General features: G+C 57.3%; 15 protein-coding genes and 1 pseudogene. 11 read left to right on the top strand and 5 right to left on the bottom strand.

What is annotated here, in order from left to right; all coding sequences use genetic code 11:
- Positions 1-92 precede the first annotated feature (92 nt).
- Entirely contained in the window at positions 93-1,598 is a 1,506-nt protein-coding gene (locus JD108_RS21340; protein ID WP_323958390.1) for a degradosome RNA helicase CshA, read from the top strand.
- Positions 1,599-1,824: 226 nt separating this feature from the next.
- On the opposite strand, the gene JD108_RS21335 is transcribed toward JD108_RS21340, so the two are convergent.
- Positions 1,825-3,102, bottom strand: a complete 1,278-nt coding sequence (locus tag JD108_RS21335) for a Glu/Leu/Phe/Val family dehydrogenase (protein WP_198827913.1) — start codon at positions 3,100-3,102, stop codon at positions 1,825-1,827.
- A gap of 202 nt (positions 3,103-3,304) precedes the next feature.
- Between JD108_RS21335 and JD108_RS21330 the strand changes: the two genes are divergently transcribed.
- Positions 3,305-4,210: a glutamate biosynthesis transcriptional regulator GltC gene (locus tag JD108_RS21330; RefSeq protein ID WP_198827912.1), complete on the top strand. Its 906-nt coding sequence runs from the start codon at positions 3,305-3,307 to the stop codon at positions 4,208-4,210.
- On the opposite strand, the gene JD108_RS21325 is transcribed toward JD108_RS21330, so the two are convergent.
- From JD108_RS21325 to JD108_RS21315, 3 genes are all read right to left on the bottom strand, one after another.
- On the bottom strand, positions 4,182-5,408 hold the full coding sequence (locus JD108_RS21325) for an ABC transporter permease (protein WP_198827911.1): 1,227 nt from the start codon (positions 5,406-5,408) through the stop codon (positions 4,182-4,184). The two genes, JD108_RS21330 and JD108_RS21325, sit on opposite strands and share 29 nt — an antisense overlap.
- Positions 5,405-6,115 carry an ABC transporter ATP-binding protein gene (locus JD108_RS21320; RefSeq protein ID WP_198827910.1) on the bottom strand — a complete coding sequence of 237 codons (711 nt, stop codon included), beginning with the start codon at positions 6,113-6,115 and terminating at the stop codon, positions 5,405-5,407. Before JD108_RS21320 ends, JD108_RS21325 begins: the two co-directional genes overlap by 4 nt.
- 103 nt (positions 6,116-6,218) lie before the next feature.
- Positions 6,219-7,292, bottom strand: a complete 1,074-nt coding sequence (locus tag JD108_RS21315) for a YeiH family protein (RefSeq protein WP_198827909.1) — start codon at positions 7,290-7,292, stop codon at positions 6,219-6,221.
- 170 nt (positions 7,293-7,462) lie between these two features.
- On the opposite strand from JD108_RS21315, the gene JD108_RS21310 reads away from it, so the two are divergent.
- The 9 genes from JD108_RS21310 (at position 7,463) to JD108_RS21275 (ending at position 16,212) form a co-directional block, all read left to right on the top strand.
- Positions 7,463-8,371 carry a LysR family transcriptional regulator gene (locus JD108_RS21310; protein WP_198827908.1) on the top strand — a complete coding sequence of 303 codons (909 nt, stop codon included), beginning with the start codon at positions 7,463-7,465 and terminating at the stop codon, positions 8,369-8,371.
- A 98-nt stretch (positions 8,372-8,469) separates the two neighbouring features.
- Positions 8,470-9,099, top strand: coding sequence for a PucR family transcriptional regulator ligand-binding domain-containing protein (locus JD108_RS21305; RefSeq protein ID WP_228728241.1), 630 nt, complete (start codon positions 8,470-8,472; stop codon positions 9,097-9,099).
- 35 nt (positions 9,100-9,134) lie between these two features.
- On the top strand, positions 9,135-10,019 hold the full coding sequence (locus JD108_RS22495) for a PucR family transcriptional regulator (RefSeq protein ID WP_228728453.1): 885 nt from the start codon (positions 9,135-9,137) through the stop codon (positions 10,017-10,019).
- A 172-nt stretch (positions 10,020-10,191) separates the two neighbouring features.
- Positions 10,192-10,941: an IclR family transcriptional regulator gene (locus tag JD108_RS21300; protein WP_198827907.1), complete on the top strand. Its 750-nt coding sequence runs from the start codon at positions 10,192-10,194 to the stop codon at positions 10,939-10,941.
- A 19-nt stretch (positions 10,942-10,960) separates the two neighbouring features.
- Positions 10,961-12,484 (top strand): OPT/YSL family transporter, encoded by a 1,524-nt coding sequence (locus tag JD108_RS21295; protein WP_198827906.1) that lies wholly within the window; start codon positions 10,961-10,963, stop codon positions 12,482-12,484.
- Between the two features lie 11 nt (positions 12,485-12,495).
- Complete coding sequence (locus tag JD108_RS21290; RefSeq protein WP_198827905.1) at positions 12,496-13,551, top strand: S-methyl thiohydantoin desulfurase family protein; 1,056 nt, start codon at positions 12,496-12,498, stop codon at positions 13,549-13,551.
- A gap of 44 nt (positions 13,552-13,595) precedes the next feature.
- Positions 13,596-14,528, top strand: coding sequence for a DUF1177 domain-containing protein (locus tag JD108_RS21285; protein WP_198827904.1), 933 nt, complete (start codon positions 13,596-13,598; stop codon positions 14,526-14,528).
- 47 nt (positions 14,529-14,575) lie between these two features.
- Positions 14,576-15,253, top strand: a complete 678-nt coding sequence (locus JD108_RS21280; RefSeq protein WP_198827903.1) for an AroM family protein — start codon at positions 14,576-14,578, stop codon at positions 15,251-15,253.
- Positions 15,254-15,270: 17 nt separating this feature from the next.
- Positions 15,271-16,212 (top strand): aminopeptidase, encoded by a 942-nt coding sequence (locus tag JD108_RS21275; protein WP_198827902.1) that lies wholly within the window; start codon positions 15,271-15,273, stop codon positions 16,210-16,212.
- Here the strand turns inward: JD108_RS21275 and JD108_RS22490 are convergent.
- A pseudogene (locus JD108_RS22490) lies at positions 16,183-16,443 on the bottom strand (aromatic ring-hydroxylating dioxygenase subunit alpha); the annotation flags it as partial. The gene JD108_RS21275 and the pseudogene JD108_RS22490 overlap by 30 nt on opposite strands.
- Positions 16,444-16,446 lie beyond the last annotated feature (3 nt).

Here is a 16,446-nt window from a genome sequence, read left to right as displayed (position 1 = left end):
AGGGCTGATTCCAATTCAAGGAATACAGCCCTCTTTTTCGGTCATTTTAAGTAGTTGGTACTGTATATTGTCGTAAAGGAGATTGACGTGCATTGGCAACATTTTATGAATTTGGGCTCCATCATTCGGTGACCCGCGCCCTGAGTGACATGGGCTTTGAGGAAGCGACTCCGATTCAGGAGGAGACGATTCCAGTCGTATTGCAGGGGCAGGATTTAATTGGTCAGGCCCAGACCGGTACAGGGAAGACCGCGGCTTTCGGAATTCCGCTAGTGGAAAAAGTGAGCGGCGAAAAGGAACAGATCCAGGCTGTCGTCCTGACCCCTACCCGGGAACTGGCCGTTCAGGTCGCAGAGGAATTGAACAAGATCGGCAACGTCAAAAGGATTACGGCGCTCCCGATCTACGGCGGCCAGGATATCACTAGGCAGATCCGGGCGCTGAAGAAGCATCCGCAGATTATCGTCGCAACGCCGGGCCGTTTCATGGACCACATGAACCGCAGAACCATTCGCCTCCAGGGAGTGGAAATGGTCGTTCTCGATGAAGCGGACGAGATGCTGAACATGGGCTTTGTGGATGACATCAAGGCGATCCTGAAAGAGATGCCGGAGGAACGGCAAACGCTGCTGTTTTCGGCGACGATGCCGCGTCCGATTCAGGAGATCGCCCGCAACTTTATGAAGGATCCGGTGACCATCTCGATCAAGGCCAAAGAATTGACGGTACCCAACATCGTGCAGCATTACATGGAGGTCCCGGAGAAGCAGAAGTTCGACGTGCTGTGCCGTCTTCTGGACATTCACTCGCCCGATCTGGCGATCATCTTCGGCAGAACCAAGCGGCGCGTAGATGAGCTGTCGGAGGCATTGAACAAGCGGGGTTACGGAGCGGAAGGCATTCACGGCGACTTGAACCAGGCGAAACGGGACAGCGTCCTGCGCAAGTTCAAGGAAGGGACGATCGAGGTGCTGGTCGCGACGGACGTAGCCGCACGCGGTCTGGATATCAGCGGCGTGACGCATGTTTACAACTTTGACATCCCGCAGGACTCGGAGAGCTATGTCCACCGCATCGGCCGTACGGGACGGGCAGGCAAAACCGGTCTGGCGATCACGCTGGTCACCCCGCGTGAAATCGACCATCTGCGCTATATCGAAAAGACAACCAACCGCAAGATGGAGAGAAGGCCTGTGCCTACGCTCGCCGAAGCGATCGAAGGGCAACAGCGCCTCACGGTGGAAAAATTGATGGAGACGGTCGGCAGCGATGGTCTGACGATGTACAAATCGCTGGCCGAGCAGCTTCTCGATGACGTCGACTCCGTTTCGCTGGTCGCCGCCGCGTTGAAGATGCTGACCAAAGAGCCGGACACGACGCCAGTCCGCTTGACAGAGGAAGCCCCTCTCCGCGTCGGCAAGAAGAAATTCACGGATCAGTCCCGTGGAAGAGGCCCGCGTCCAGGAGCCGCAAAGCGCGGGGGCGGCGGCGGTTTTGCGAGAGCCGGACAAGGAAAAGGCAGACCGCCGGTCAACCCTCGAGGCAGAAGAGAGCGGGACACCAGCAGAGATCGGGCTTGGGGCAGAGACCGCGACTAGTCTATAGTCCCTATCCCCGATTCGATGCCTGGCTGAGCCAAGCCTATTGGCGCTGGCGAAGCGAGGGCAGCGCTGATGTCGACAGTACAATTTTATAAATACCTGACGACCAAAAAAGCCGCTCAGCATATTCATGCGAGACGGCTTTTTTCGTTTGTGGCGGATGTCTGGACACTGGCCTGGCGGGACCATGTCAGACTTCCATGGTGGAAAAGGGCCGAGTCGATCAGACCCAGCCTCTCGCTCTCATGGCTTCAGCGATGCGCTTCAGCGAGATCATGTAGGCAGCTGTGCGGAAATCGGTGTTGTATTCCTGGGCGATGCTGCGAACAGCGCGGTAGGACTGCGTCATCACATCGCGGAGCTTCTGGTTGACCTCTTCCTCGCTCCAATAGTAATTCATCAGGTTTTGCACCCATTCGAAGTAGGAGACGGTCACGCCGCCTGCATTGGCCAGGATGTCCGGGATGACCAGGGTGCCGTTTTGATGCAGCACCTTGTCAGCGTCTGGGGTCGTCGGGCCGTTTGCGGCTTCCGCGATGATGCGCGCTTTGATTTTATGTGCATTTTTCCGGGTAATCACATTTTCCAGTGCGGCCGGCACGAGAATGTCTACATCCAGCTCCAGCAGCGCCTCCCGATTTTGCAGATGGTAGCGCGAGTCGTAGTCCAGGATGGACGAGGTATCCTTCAAGCGCTCCACTTCGGCCAGATCCAGTCCGGCAGGGTTGTAGAGGGCCCCTTTGGAATCGCTGATGGCCACAATCTTGCAGCCCAAACCGGACAAGAGATCGGCTGCGATCCGGCCGGCATTGCCGAAGCCCTGGATGGCGACGGTGGCGTTTTGCAGCGGTTTGCCCATATCCTTCAGCGCTTCTTCGATGGTATAGACACAGCCGCGTGCCGTGGCTTCGCTGCGTCCTTTGGAGCCGCCGATGATCAGCGGTTTGCCGGTAATGACGCCCGGGCTGTAGGCGCCTTTGATGCGGCTGAACGTATCCATCATCCAGCCCATGATTTGCGGATTGGTGTAGACGTCCGGGGCAGGGATGTCTTTATCCGGACCGACGATCTCGGCGATTGCTTCCATGAAGCCGCGGCTGATGCGCTCAATTTCTCCCTTGCTGAACTCATGCGGATCACAGATGACGCCGCCTTTGCCGCCGCCGTACGGCAGGCTGACCACGCCGCATTTGAATGTCATCCACATCGACAGAGCTTTGACCTCGTCCATGGTGACGTCGGGGTGGAAGCGAATGCCCCCTTTTGTCGGCCCGATCGCGTCGTTATGCTGCGAACGATAGCCTTCAAATACGCGAACGCTGCCGTCATCCATCTTGACCGGAAAGGAGACGTACATGACCCGTTTGGGTTTTTTCAAGATCTCGACGACCCCGCGCTCCAATCCCAGCAACGCTGCAGCTGTTTCAATCTGTGTCTGCACGATTTCATACGGATTCAGGTTTTCTCCTGCGCTTTGTAAAACCTCCTGTGTGATAGCCATTGGCTCTCTCCCTCTCTATTTCAGAATCTTTCCATAACTCTCTCTGCATATGCGGCGCAAATGGGTGAATCAACTTTTGACCAGATGCGGACTTCGTTTATGAGAACATTTTACGCTTTTAGAATTGATCGAAACAATATAGAATGTAGATGAAATTAATGCCGAAATGAGATGAATGAACGGGAGAGGAGGGGAGTCGCCGGTGGAACTCAGGCAGATCCAGTATTTTATCGAGGTAGCCAAGCGGGAGCACGTGACGGAAGCATCCCATGCGCTTCATGTCGCACAGTCTGCCGTGAGCAGGCAGATCGTCAATCTGGAAGCGGAGCTGGGCGTCGATCTGTTCATCCGGGACGGGCGGAATGTGCGGTTGACGCCGATCGGCAAGGTGTTCCTGGATCATATGATGCAGGCGATGAAAGTCATCGACAAGGCCAAGCGGGAAATCGAGGAGTTTCTCGATCCGGAGAGAGGCACGATCCGCATCGGTTTTCCCAGCAGCCTGGCCGCCTATACGCTGCCTACGGTCATCTCCGCTTTTCGCGAGCAGCATGAGCATGTGCAGTTCCATCTGCGGCAAGGGTCGTACCGCTCTTTGATCGATGCCGTGATCAAGGGGGAAATTGACATCGCTCTCCTCGGGCCGGTTCCCAAGGACGAGAAGCAGGTGATCGGCCATACGTTGTTTTTGGAAAAGATCGTAGCGCTGCTCCCTTCGCATCATCCGCTGGCGAAGGAAAAGAAGCTGCAGCTGAGCCAGCTGCGGGAGGAAGCATTTGTCCTGTTTCCGGAGGGGTTTATTTTGCGCGACTTGGTCGTCCATGCTTGCAGTCAGCAAGGCTTTCGGCCGACCGTTTCCTTCGAGGGAGAAGATATCGACGCGATCAAGGGGCTGGTCGCCGCCGGACTCGGGGTCACGCTGCTTCCCGAAATTACGCTGACCGACAATCGGCCCCGCAACACGGTGACGATCCCGGTTACGGAGCCGAATGTGACGCGCACCGTGGGCTTGATCATCCCTGCCGACCGGGAATTGCCGCCCACGGAGAAGCTGTTTTGCGAATTTCTGAAGCGATTTTTCAGCGTTTTAGAGGGATACGATTTGTAGACAGCGCGGGCTTTCCGCGTAAATAGAAATGGGTCAGCAGCACCGACCAGATCAGGCAGATCGCCGTGAGGGCCAGTTTATCGGGGAGCGGTGCCGTTTTGCTGAACAGGATGGCGGCAATGCCCGCCGTCAAAAGCCACAACAGCGAGAGACACAGGCGCCTCGCTGCTTTTTGTCTTTGGCCGGGCGAGATCGGCAAGAGGCGAATCGCCGGCGGATGGACAATGGTGCGCATATGCTGGGTCACCTGTTTGCCGGCGGCAGCCAGACTGGCCAGGCAGAGCGTATACAGGAGCAGGTGTGACTGGGCCCAGGCCAGGATCACCCAGGTCACTGCGGACAGCCGCAGGTAGATGGAAAACGTCTCGCCCGTCCGCAGCACATGGCGAACGAGAAGGAAGAGGTAGGCATTCTGTTTGGCACCTGTCAGCTTATCGAAAAGGCGGACGGCCCAGCTTCTGCCGCGAATCTTTTTGCGCTTGTGAGGAACGTCGATGAACATGTTCAGGATGCTGTAGTAAAGGTCAATCCGCTTGTTTTCCTTCTCCATCAGGACCGGCCAGGGCAGATGATAGCGCGCAGCATGCACGGCCGCCTCTCCCGTCAGGATCGCCATGGCCAAAAGGGCGCTTCCCAGGGAAATCAGGCTGCCGGTCCAAAAGCCGAACAGGAACAGTGAAATGACCGCCCAGCGGATGAGCAGCGGCATCAGCGAGCCGCGATGAAGGCGCAGGTGCCGCCAGTGCAAATCCAGACTCCAGGCTTTCAAAAAAATCAGGCAAGCAGCCAGCACCAGCCACGAGCCGGGAGCCTTGGCCGTCGCCTCGTAGACCGGGCGGACGATCACTGCGAGCAGCAGCATGCCGGCCGCTTGTACCAGCAGACTATAGAAAAAGGCAGTGCGCAAATAGGCCGCCATCGGATAGGGAGAAGGGGCCAGCAAGGCCAGGTCGGCATTGCGCAGGAAAGTCCGGACGGCCGCAGGCGCCACGACCGCAGCCGTCAACAGAGCAGCCGCCAGCTGTGTCCACAGACGGGGGGCGAGAGACTCCGCCGTTTGGGTATACAGATAGGCGGCCAAAAAATAAAGCACGACCAGCCCCAGCGAATTGCTGCCGGAGACGGCCCGCTTGGCCCAGCCCATGCCTGTATGCCAGGCCGCCTGCAAACGGGCGGCAAATAGCCGATCAACCGTCATGGCCGCACACCTCGCACGCAAGCCAGGAAAAGCTGGTCCAGAGAAGCCTGGGGAAGCTGGGCCTGGCTCTGCATCTGGGCGAGGGTGCCGTGGAGGGCGATCTTCCCTTCGTGTACGACGACAAAGCGATCGACATAGGTTTCGGCCAAGGCCAGTACATGCGTGGACAGCAAAATCGCGGTCCCTTCTTTTTTCAGTGCGGTCAGCTGGTCAAGCAGCGTCTCGGTCGCCAGCGGGTCGAGGCCGACAAAAGGCTCGTCGACGACCAGCACATCCGGTTTGACGAGAAAGGCACAGAGGATCATCACTTTTTGCCGCATGCCCTTGGAAAAAGAGCCGGGAAAGTGATCCGCTCTGGCTGTCAGCCGAAACAAATCCAGGAGCTGCCGGGCACGCTCCTCAAATTGCTGGTCCTCCAGCTGGTAGGCATGGGCCATGAACTGCAGATGCTCCCAGAGGGTCAGCTCCTCATACAGCTCCGGGGTCTCCGGTACGTAAGCGATCAGCGGCTCCTTATCCGTGGCGAAGGAGATCGAGCCGGATGTCGGCTGCAAAAAGCCGAGAACATGCTTTAAGATGGTGCTTTTTCCTGCACCGTTGAGACCGATCAAGCCGACGATTTCGCCGGCCTGAACGGTAAAAGATATATCGTGAATGGCGGGCCTGGCAGCCGTGTAGCCGCCCGTAATCCGCTCCAGTGTAAGCATTCCGTTTCACCTCGTCGTCCGTACTTTTCCCCGTAGACGGATCATCCTCCCTCCATCATATCACGAATCAGAGAAAAGCCGAACCGAGGCTGGACCCTGGAATTTATACGATTGCGAGCAGGAACGTCAGACCCGACAGCAGGACAGAGGTGACGGCCATCGCGATCAGCGGCTTCGCGGCCTTGGTGCGCATGTCGCGCAGGTTTACGTTGAGCCCGAGGCCGACCATCGCCATCGTCAGGACAAAGGTGGTCAAGCTGGCGACTGAACTGTGGAAGCTGTCGGAGACGGGGATGAGACCGCCCAGCACGTAGCTGCCGATCACACTCATCGCGATGAAGCCGATCAAAAACCAGGGAAATTCAATTTTGGCTGCGCCCTCCACCTTGCCGGTTTTTTTCATCCAGACCATCAGGAGAAAACAGAGCGGAACCAAAAGCAGGACGCGTCCCAATTTGGCCAGCAAACCGATCGCCAGCCCGTCATCTCCTGCGGGAGCGGCTGCCAGCGCGACATGCGCGATTTCGTGAAGACTCACCCCGGACCAGGTGCCGTATTCGAGAGGCGACAGCGGCAAGAGCGGTCTTACGAGGGTATAGGCGACGGCAAAAACCGTGCCCACCAGTGCGATGATTCCGACGCCGATGGCCGTGTCTTCATCCTTCGCCTTAATAATCGGCGAGACGGCGGCGATGGCGGCAGCTCCGCAGACCCCGGTCCCGACGCCGAGCAGCATCGATAAGGACATATCGGCTTTAAGGCTCTTGGCAATCAGCAAAGTAAGGCCGATGGCAAAGACGATTACGCCCGCATCGTAGAGCAATAGCCCCAGCCCCTCATGCAAAACGACGTTGATATTCAGCTTGAGGCCGTAGAGAATAATCGCCAAACGCAGCAGGCGCTTGGCGGAAAACTGAATGCCGGAGCGAATCGATTCCGGGTACCCCCAGATTTGACGGTAGGCGATGGCGATCAGAATCGCACAGGCCAGCTGTCCTACCCGGTCAAAGCCGGGAATTTGCGCCAGTGCGTAGCCGAGGATCGCGACGACAAAGGTAAACCCGACGCCCAGGAGCCAATGGCGGGAGGACGGGGTTTGGCCTGCTTTGGCAGGAAGCGCAGCGGCGACGGCGTCCTGCGGCCGCTCTCCTGCCGGCTGTTTCCATGGTGTTCGCATAGCATTCAACTCCGTTGCAGTATGGTACGTGCGATGTTCCCAACCACTTTCAGCATAAGGGAAACTTGTATATAAGAAAAATAAATCATTGTGATAGAGTAGATAAGGAAAACAGTATAATGAAACCATGAGGAATGAAGAAAAAGAACAGGGAGGCAGGTCACCGCGAGATGGATCAGTCTTTGCTTGTCTTTGTCACCGTCGCAGAAAAAGGCAGCTTTTCCCGTGCAGCGGAGCAGCTTCACATGACGCAGCCGGCGGTAAGCCAGCAGATCCAGGCGTTGGAACGAGGGCTCGGCACCCGTCTGCTGGAGCGGAACAATAAATACGTTCGCCTGAACAAGGCGGGAGAGATCGTCTACCATCATGCCAAAGAAATCCTGGGGCTGCACGGGCGCATGCGAGATCTGGTCAATGATCTTCTGCATACCCCAAGCGGCAATCTGGTGATCGGGGCCAGCTATACGTTCGGAGAGTACGTACTGCCCCACGTGATTGCCCGCATGCGCGAGCGCTATCCCCTGATCCGGCCCAGCATCTCGATCCACAATACGAAGGAGATCGTCGAGCTGGTCCAAAACCGTCAGCTGGACGTGGGGATCGTCGAGGGGGAATGCCGGGACGACAAGCTGAGTATCGAGCCGTTTGCGGATGATGAGATGCAGATCATCGCCTCTCCGGCTCATCGGCTGGCCGGGCGGGATTCGGCGGCGATCCCGGAGCTGGAGGAGGAGACGTGGATTGTCCGGGAAGAAGGGTCGGGAACCCGGGAAGCGGCAGACAAGATGTTTGACAGGCTCGCCTTCCGTCCGGAGAGCTTGATGGAATTCGGCAGCACACAGATCATCAAAGAATCGGTGGAGGCGGGCCTGGGCGTAAGTCTGCTGTCTACCTGGGCGATCCGCAAAGAGCTGAAGCTGGGCACACTGACCATCATCAGGCACCCGGAGATGCCCATCCGGCGGAAGTTTTCACTGGTTACCCAGGCAAATCCGTTCCGCACCAAAGCGCTCGAGATCTTTTTGGAGCTGGTGCGTCATGATGAGGTCGTCACGACCGGAGCGGGAGAGTCGGAATAAGGAAACGCGGAGACTCCCGTTTCGGATCGCTCCTTTTTCACCGAACGCAGAAAAGGGTAAGATGGTAGCAAGAAGGTTAAACAAGGGAGCGGAAGAACGTGGGCAAAGAACCGTTTACGGTCGAACAGTTATTGCAGCTGTCCGCTTTTCAGGGGGCAACCATTATCGCCGGCATCGAGGGGCTGAAAAATGAAATCTACTATGTCGACAGCATGGAGATACCGGATCTGACGGGCTGGCTCCGCCCCAATGAGCTGATCATCTCGACCGGCTACTCGTTTCGCCATGAACCTTATCTCCTATGCCGCCTCCTGGACGAGATGCACCGGGTCAAAGGAGCGGCCATTGCGATCAAGACCAAGCGTTTTTTGCAGGAAATCCCGGAGGAGGCCCTGCGAAAAAGTGACCGGTACCGCATCCCGCTGATCGACATTCCGGCAGAAATTCCTTCCATCGACCTCACGCATTCGGTCATGGAAAACATCCTGAACCGGCAGGTCACGGTCATGAAGGGGGTACAAGAGGTCAGCCAGCAGTTTACCCAGCTGGTGCTGAACCGGAGGAGCCAGAGCTGGTCGTGCTGCTGGGGCAGCTGCTCCACTGCGATGTGGCCGTGCTCAATCTGGACGGAGACGTGGAGAGCAGCACGCCCCGCTTTTTGCCGGAATCGATCAAGGAGAGGCGGAGCATTCAGGTCAATAACCGGGTCGTCGGTTATCTGGCGGTGACGCGGACCATCGAGGAGCAGGATCGCTATGCGCAAATGTGTCTGGAGCAGGCGGTGACGATTCTCGCCATCGAATATACGATCCGGCAATCTCTGCAGCTTCAGCGCGAACGCGAGCAGGAATCTTTTCTCGTCGAGCTTTTGTCGGGGACGGCAGGGCAGGAGGAGCTGTTGCGCCACCGGGCCAGGCAAGTGGGCATGCCGCATGGCGCACGCCGGTATGTGGTCATGCTGGAGCTGGCGGAGGAGGAGCTCCCGCCACAGCAGAAGGAAGAGCGGCTATTAAAACTGCTGGAGGAGATCAACCGCGGCGAGAATCAAAGCAGAAAAGGCGTCCTGATCCACGAGAAAATCGCGGTCATCTGCAGCACCTCCACGCAGGATGTGGCGGAGCAAAGAGAAGAGGCGGTCGGGGATCTGGAAGAGCTGACCGGCTGGGGCGGCGAAAAGGAGGGGGCAAGCTGGCGCTGCGGCATCGGCTGCCTCCGGGAGCGTCTCGAAGATCTGCCGGACAGCTACCGCGAAGCAAAGCGGGCCCTGCGAATCGGCCGCCTCATGCGTCCGGGTCAGCCGGTGGTCCATTTTGAAGACATCCTGGTGGAGGATCTCTTGGAGGAGGCAGCCGACCACCCGTCTCTGGCCTCCATGTCCCGGATGTTTATCGAGCCGCTTGTCGCCTATGACCGGGAATACGGGACGGAGCTGTTAACCACGCTCGCATCCTTTTTGCGTTCAGGCGGGCAAACCAAAAAGGTGGGCGAGGAGCTGTTTATCCACCGCAACTCGGTCTTGTACCGCCTGGAGAGAGTGGAGGAAGTTCTCGGCGTCGATCTCCATGATGCGGAAACAAGATTTCGTCTCGATTTGGCGATGAGAGCATGGAAGCTGAGAGAGCTGGCGGAGGATACGGACCGTTTGTGAGGCCGCCAAAAAATATGCCGTTTCTTTTGGGTCTCTTCCCATAGGGGGAAAAGACCCGTTTTTGTTATAGTGGGAATTACCTTTCGAGTACAAATTATTCGACAAATGGGAGGGGGTTTGCTCTCAGAGCGAACCAGTGGTTCGTTAACAGAAACAGAGAAGGTGGACAAGCATGCTAAAGACGCTGGATAACGCACTGGATCTGCTCACGTATTTTACCAGGGAAAAACGGCAATGGGGCGTTCGTGAACTGGCCAAAGAGATGCATGTGAGTCATACCGTCGTGTACCGGATTCACGCCACGTACGAGCGCTACGGATTTGTCAGACAGGAAGCCAAAACGAAAAAGTACGAGCTGGGCTTCGCCTTTTTGGAGTACGGTTCCATTCTCCGGGACAATCTGGATATGACCCAGTTGATTTACCCGGTGATGAAAAAGACCGCCGATGCGACCCGCGAATCTGTCTTCTTAACCTGGCTGGATGGCACGGAGGGCATCTGCCTGGAGATCGCCGAGAGTCAGCAAGCGGTCAAATACGCATTTTCGGTCGGTACCCGGACGCTGCTGTACGCGGGTGCCTCGAACAAGGTGATCATGGCCTATCTGCCGCCGGATGTACAGACTGCCATCATCGGGAAAGGCTTGCTTGCCAAAACGGCGCATACCATCCAAAGCGAGGAACGGCTGCTGGACGACCTGTCCCGGATCAGAGAGCAAGGCTGGGCGTACTCCGTCAGCGAGTATACGGACAATGTGTTCGGAATCGCCGTGCCTTTGTTTGCCTCGGACGGGAAAGTAACGGCTTCGCTGACCATAGCGGGTCCGGATTACCGGATGCCCGCTGAAAAAGTGCCGCATGCACTCGAGGTGCTGCAGGCGGCAAAAGAAGAGATACAGACGTATCTGCAACGCATTCTTTAACCCAAAGGGGGGTATTTCAATGAGCAGCATGAACGGCGAAAAGACAAAAAAGGAAAAACACCCTTCCATTTTTGAGCCTTTTGCGTTGATTCTCAATATTGTTACGGCAGTGATCGGTGCGGTGATCGGGATGCAACTGGTGACCTCGCTCGGCATCACGCCAAACACAGCTATTATCGGGGCATTGATTGCCATGCTTATCGCCCGTTTGCCAATCACCCTTTTTTCCAAGTACAAATCGGTTCATCGTCAAAATCTGGTGCAGACGTCGATCTCTTCCGCGACGTTCGGGGCGGCCAACAGCCTGCTCATCCCGATCGGCATTCCGTTCGTGATGGGAAAGCCCGAGCTGATTATGCCGATGCTGATCGGTGCCGCTCTGGCCATGTTTGTCGATGCGGCCCTGCTCGGCATCGGTACGGCAAGCGGACTGCTCGGCTCCTGGCTCGGCGTCTCCATGTCCGCCTTCGGGGTGGCGTTCATCGGGAATATCTGGGCGTTGTCCATGTTTGGGATCGGTCTGTTGCTTCGTCAATATTCGGTGCCGCTGTTCGGTGTGGATGTGAACACCGTCTTTATCCCGCACGGCTTCATGATCGGGGCCGGTGTCGTCGCACTGATTCAGGTCACGATGGTCATTATGAAAGGAAAAACCAAAGCGGGCGGGACTGCGAAAGCGTCTGCGGCAGGTACGGCTGGCGACGATTCTTCCGAAACGTATACCACGCCGGACAAGCAGACCACTCGCACGTTGGGTCTCGGTTTTGTCGCCTACTTGATTATTTCGTTGATCCTCGCGATCACGGGCGGACTGATCACCGAAATGTCGCCGGGCATGTTTATCGGCTTTTTGATCTTCGCCGCTTTTGCCGCTTATGTCCATGAGCTGATCGTCGGGATCGCCGCGATGCACTCGGGCTGGTTCCCTGCCTTTGCGGTGGCCCTGATCACGCTGATCATCGGCCTGTTGATCGGCTTTCCGCCGGTCGCGCTGGCCCTGCTGGTCGGTTTTAGCGTGGCGACAGGCCCTGCTTTTGCCGACATGGGCTACGATCTCAAGACGGGGTATATTCTCCGCGGCAACGGGCAGGACAAGGAATTTGAACTGAACGGCCGCAAACAGCAGTACGTCACCGGGATGATTGCCTTTGGCGTGGCGCTGATCACGGTGATGTTCACGTACCAGGGCTTCTTTGCCCAGGGTCTGGTGCCGCCGGTAGACGCGGTATATGTGAAGACGATCGAAGCGGGCGCTTCGCCGGAAGTAGCCAAACAACTGCTGCTGTGGGCCATTCCCGGTGCCATCCTGCAATTTGTGGGCGGACCCAGCCGCCAGCTGGGCGTCCTGTTTGCCACCGGTCTGTTGATTATGAATCCGGGTGCCGGTTGGGCGGTTCTGGCCGGTATTCTGATCCGAATGATCGTTCTGAAGGTAAAAGGCAAAGAGGCGGAGAGTTCGATGGGCATTCTCGCGGCCGGTTTTATTGCCGGGGATGCAATTTACAGCTTCTTTAGCTCCATGTTTAAATTCAGCCAGAAATAGGAGGAGTTCACATGGCAAAAATCCGCTTGGATGAACGGATGATGGAGGCTGCCGTATACGGCGGGGCTGTGCTCGGCGGAGGCGGAGGCGGCTGGATCGAAGACGGGCTGCAGATCGGGCGGCTAGCTTTGGAGGTCGGCCAGCCTGTGCTGGTGACCGATGACGAAATGGCCGAAGACGATCTGCTCGTTACGGTCTCGCTCGTCGGGGCACCAGCCGCCAAGGATAAATTTCTCAAGCCGATGCACTATGTGCGGGCACTGGAGCTTTTGTCCGAAAAGCTGAAAAAGCCGATCAGCGGCATTCATACCAATGAAAACGGTGCAGGGACCAGCGTAAACGGCTGGTTCCAGGCAGCGGTGACCGGTCTTCCTGTGGTCGATTTGCCGTGCAACGGCCGTGCGCACCCGACCGGGACGATGGGGGCATTAAACCTGCACGAGCTGCCGGGATACGTCTCTCATCAAGCTGCTGTAGGCGGGCAAGGCGAGCGGTATGTGGAGATGAGCGTCTCCTCTACCATCGAAAAGGCAGCCTCGATGGTCAGAAAGCTGTCCGTCGAGGCAGGGGGCCTGGTAGCGGTAGCCCGCAATCCGGTCACGGTCGCCTACGCCAGAGCAAACGGTGCGCCCGGCGGTATCCGCCAGGCCATCGCGGTAGGCGAAGCGCTTTTGGCCAATCGGGGAGAGGCGGCGATCGCGGCTGTCTGCGACACACTGGGCGGACGGGTCGTCGCCGAAGGAGATGTGCGCGAATGCGCGCTGGAAACCACGGGTGGCTTTGATGTGGGCCGAATCGTTGTCGGCACGGCGGAGATGACGTTCTGGAATGAATACATGACGCTGGAGATAGACGGCAATCGGGTGGCTACTTTTCCCGACTTGATCATGACGCTGGATGCCCGCACAGCGCGCCCGGTCGTGACGGCGGAGATTGAAAAAGGACAAGCGGTCGCGGTCATTCATGTGCCAGCCGAAAAATTGATCCTCAGTACCACGATGCGAAACAAGGACTTGCTGGGACCGATCGAAGATGTGATTGGCAAATCGATTTTGCCCTATCTCTAAGATAAGACCTGATACTTTTAGACAACGAAGACGGAGGGATCATCATGTCGTTGAAACAAACCATCACTGTTTTTGAAACGATGGATAGTGCGTATGTAAATGGAGAAAAGATCAAAAGCTTGTTTGACGGTTATGAAAATGTAGAAGTAACGGTCCAGACCGTGACGGGGGAAAAAGGCAGCACCGACTTCGTCAAGATCGTCATCCCCGGCAGCGAAGGGAAATCCAAAGGGGGCAACGCTCCTACCTTTGGCATCATCGGACGATTGGGCGGCATCGGAGCGCGCCCGAGCCGGATCGGGATTGTATCCGACGCGGACGGCGCCGTCGCGGCGGTAGCCAGCGCACTCAAGCTGGCCGACATGCAGAAGCAGGGCGACGTCCTCAAAGGCGATGTGATCATCACCACCCATATCTGCCCGGATGCGCCGACTCGCCCGCATGAACCGGTAGACTTCATGGATTCGCCTGTCGACATCCTGACCATGAACAAGTATGAAGTCGTACCTGAGATGGAAGCCATCCTCTCGATCGACACGACAAAGGGCAACAAAGTGATCAACCACAAAGGAATTGCCATCTCGGCAACGATCAAAGAGGGCTACATCCTGCGAATCAGCGACGATCTCCTGCGAATTATGGAGATGACGAGCGGCCAGCTTCCGGTCACCTTCCCGGTCACGATGCAGGATATCACTCCATACGGAAACGATCTCTACCATATCAACAGCATCGTGCAGCCTTGCGTAGCGACAGATGCGCCTGTCGTCGGGCTGGCGGTTACGGCTCAGTCCGCAGTTCCCGGCTGCGGCACGGGGGCCAGCCATGAGGTCGATATCGCCCTCGCCGTCAAATACGCGGTCGAGGTAGCGAAGGAATTCACCAACGGCACTTGCCGCTTCTACGATGCCGAGGAATTCGCGCGGATCACGTCGCTGTACGGCTCGATGAAAGTGCTGCAGACGCTGGGCAAATAAGACAACAGGCGAGGGGAGCTTCCCCTTGCCTTTTTCTAAGGAGGAGTATGTGCGTGAAACGCTTGGGGATGATTACAATCGGACAAGCTCCGCGCCCGGACGTGGCCCCGATGATCGAGACGTATCTCGCCGGACGGGCCGAGCTGGTGCAGGCCGGTGTATTGGACGGATTGAGCGCGCAGGAGGTAGCGGAGAGGCTATCCCCCGGAGACGGAGAGTATGTATTGACCTCCCGGATGGCGAGCGGAGAGGCGGCCGTCATGTCGCGGGAAAAAATCCAGCCAATTCTGCAGGAGAAGATCCGGGGGATGGAACAAAGCGGCATCCAGACGATCCTGCTCCTTTGCACAGGAGTTTTTCCGGGTCTGGCCGCAGAAAAAGCATTTTTGATCGAACCGGATCAAGTGATTCCGCCGACGCTGGCGGCGATGACAAAAGGCAAGCGGCTGGGTGTTCTCCTGCCGCTGGAAGAGCAAAAGGAAACGCTGAAAGAAAAGTATCATCAGCATGAACTTTTTCCCGTATTTGCGGCGGCATCGCCGTATGAGGAAGACGAAGGGAGCTTTCGGGCGGCTTGTGCCGAACTGAAGGAACAAGCGGACATCGTCATCCTGGACTGCATGGGCTATACTGAAAAAGCGAGAGAAATCGTCTCGGCGCTGACCGGATTGCCGGTCATCCTATCCAATGCTATGATGGCGAAATTGGTGTCCGAAATGATTTAGGAAGGGTTGAATTTGAAATGAAGCTGATCGAAGTCAGTAAGGGAATTCTGACCAACTGCATGGCGCTAAAGGCGGGAGAGTCCTTCTTGGTGGTGGCCGACGATGCCAAGCGGGAGCTGGGCGAGGCGCTCTGGGAAGCGGGCCGTCAGCTCGGCGCGGAAGCGATGCTGGCCGTCATGAACGAGCGCGAAAAATCGGGGCAGGAGCCGCCCGAGTCTATCAGTCAGGCGATGAAGCACGCGGATGTAGTCGTCTGCGTCACCCAGCATTCGCTCACCCATACCAAGGCGCGCAAGGAAGCGGCTGCAAACGGCACCCGCCTTGCGACGATGCCGTCCATCACCGAGGACATGTTCCTGGAAGGAGCGATCACCGCTGATTACTCCGAGGTGAAAGCCTTGACGGAAAAGGTGGCCGAGCTGTTGACTCAGGGAAGTGAGATTCGCATCGAAAAGGAAGGAAAAGCGCTTCGCTTTTCTACGCAGGGGAGAAGAGGCATTCCTAGCACGGGGGTCTATGTCAACCCGGGTGAGTCGGGCAATCTGCCTTCCGGTGAAGCCTACATCGCGCCGCTGGAGGGGACTGCCGAGGGACAGATCGTCGTGGATGGCTCCATCGCGGGAATCGGAAAGATTGACAGTCCGCTTCTTTTGACCGTCAAAGACGGACGCATCGTCCAGGCTGAGGGCGGCGCCGCTGACCGGCTTCTCAACATCCTCGGCGATGGCGACGGCCGCCTGCTGGGCGAATTCGGCATCGGGACCAATGACAAAGCCCGGATTACCGGTGTGGTGCTGGAGGACGAAAAGGTATACGGCACGATCCACGTCGCTTTTGGCAGCAACAATACCTTTGGCGGCACGATTGCGGCCGGAGTGCATATCGATTTGGTCGTAAAAGCCCCGGATGTGTATGCAGACGGGACGCTGATCATGAAAGAGGGCAAGCTCCTGGTGTAGACCAGAGGTTCCCGTGTCGTAGTTGAAGGCAAGCACGCCGTAGGCGACGGTTTTTCCTTCTTCGGTCGGACATACGGTGAGCAGGATGGACATCAGGTTGCCGGTTTCCCGGTCCCGCTTGGTGAATTTTACGGACAGGGGACGCATGATTTCATAGGTGTAATACACATGCTTGGACTGGCCGCTGCCGTCCGGGTCGGGCTGAAAGATCGCGATTTTATCGGAACGGATGCC

Origin of the sequence: Brevibacillus composti, from assembly GCF_016406105.1 — a bacterium.
Taxonomy (GTDB): Bacteria; Bacillota; Bacilli; order Brevibacillales; family Brevibacillaceae; genus Brevibacillus; species Brevibacillus composti.
The sequence above is the reverse complement of the archived record's forward strand: the minus strand, read 5'-3'. Positions and strand labels throughout refer to the sequence as shown.

What these genes read in the sequence shown, in the direction of transcription:
- JD108_RS21310 (WP_198827908.1), top strand. Translation starts at nt 7,463, where the DNA reads ATGGATCAGTCTTTGCTTGTCTTTGTCACCGTCGCAGAAAAAGGCAGC.
- JD108_RS22495 (WP_228728453.1), top strand. Translation starts at nt 9,135, where the DNA reads ATGTGTCTGGAGCAGGCGGTGACGATTCTCGCCATCGAATATACGATC.
- JD108_RS21295 (WP_198827906.1), top strand. Translation starts at nt 10,961, where the DNA reads ATGAGCAGCATGAACGGCGAAAAGACAAAAAAGGAAAAACACCCTTCC.
- JD108_RS21335 (WP_198827913.1), bottom strand. Translation starts at nt 3,102, where the DNA reads ATGGCTATCACACAGGAGGTTTTACAAAGCGCAGGAGAAAACCTGAAT.
- JD108_RS21320 (WP_198827910.1), bottom strand. Translation starts at nt 6,115, where the DNA reads ATGCTTACACTGGAGCGGATTACGGGCGGCTACACGGCTGCCAGGCCC.
- JD108_RS21285 (WP_198827904.1), top strand. Translation starts at nt 13,596, where the DNA reads ATGTCGTTGAAACAAACCATCACTGTTTTTGAAACGATGGATAGTGCG.
- JD108_RS21280 (WP_198827903.1), top strand. Translation starts at nt 14,576, where the DNA reads ATGTGCGTGAAACGCTTGGGGATGATTACAATCGGACAAGCTCCGCGC.
- JD108_RS21300 (WP_198827907.1), top strand. Translation starts at nt 10,192, where the DNA reads ATGCTAAAGACGCTGGATAACGCACTGGATCTGCTCACGTATTTTACC.
- JD108_RS21315 (WP_198827909.1), bottom strand. Translation starts at nt 7,292, where the DNA reads ATGCGAACACCATGGAAACAGCCGGCAGGAGAGCGGCCGCAGGACGCC.
- JD108_RS21325 (WP_198827911.1), bottom strand. Translation starts at nt 5,408, where the DNA reads ATGACGGTTGATCGGCTATTTGCCGCCCGTTTGCAGGCGGCCTGGCAT.
- JD108_RS21290 (WP_198827905.1), top strand. Translation starts at nt 12,496, where the DNA reads ATGGCAAAAATCCGCTTGGATGAACGGATGATGGAGGCTGCCGTATAC.
- JD108_RS21275 (WP_198827902.1), top strand. Translation starts at nt 15,271, where the DNA reads ATGAAGCTGATCGAAGTCAGTAAGGGAATTCTGACCAACTGCATGGCG.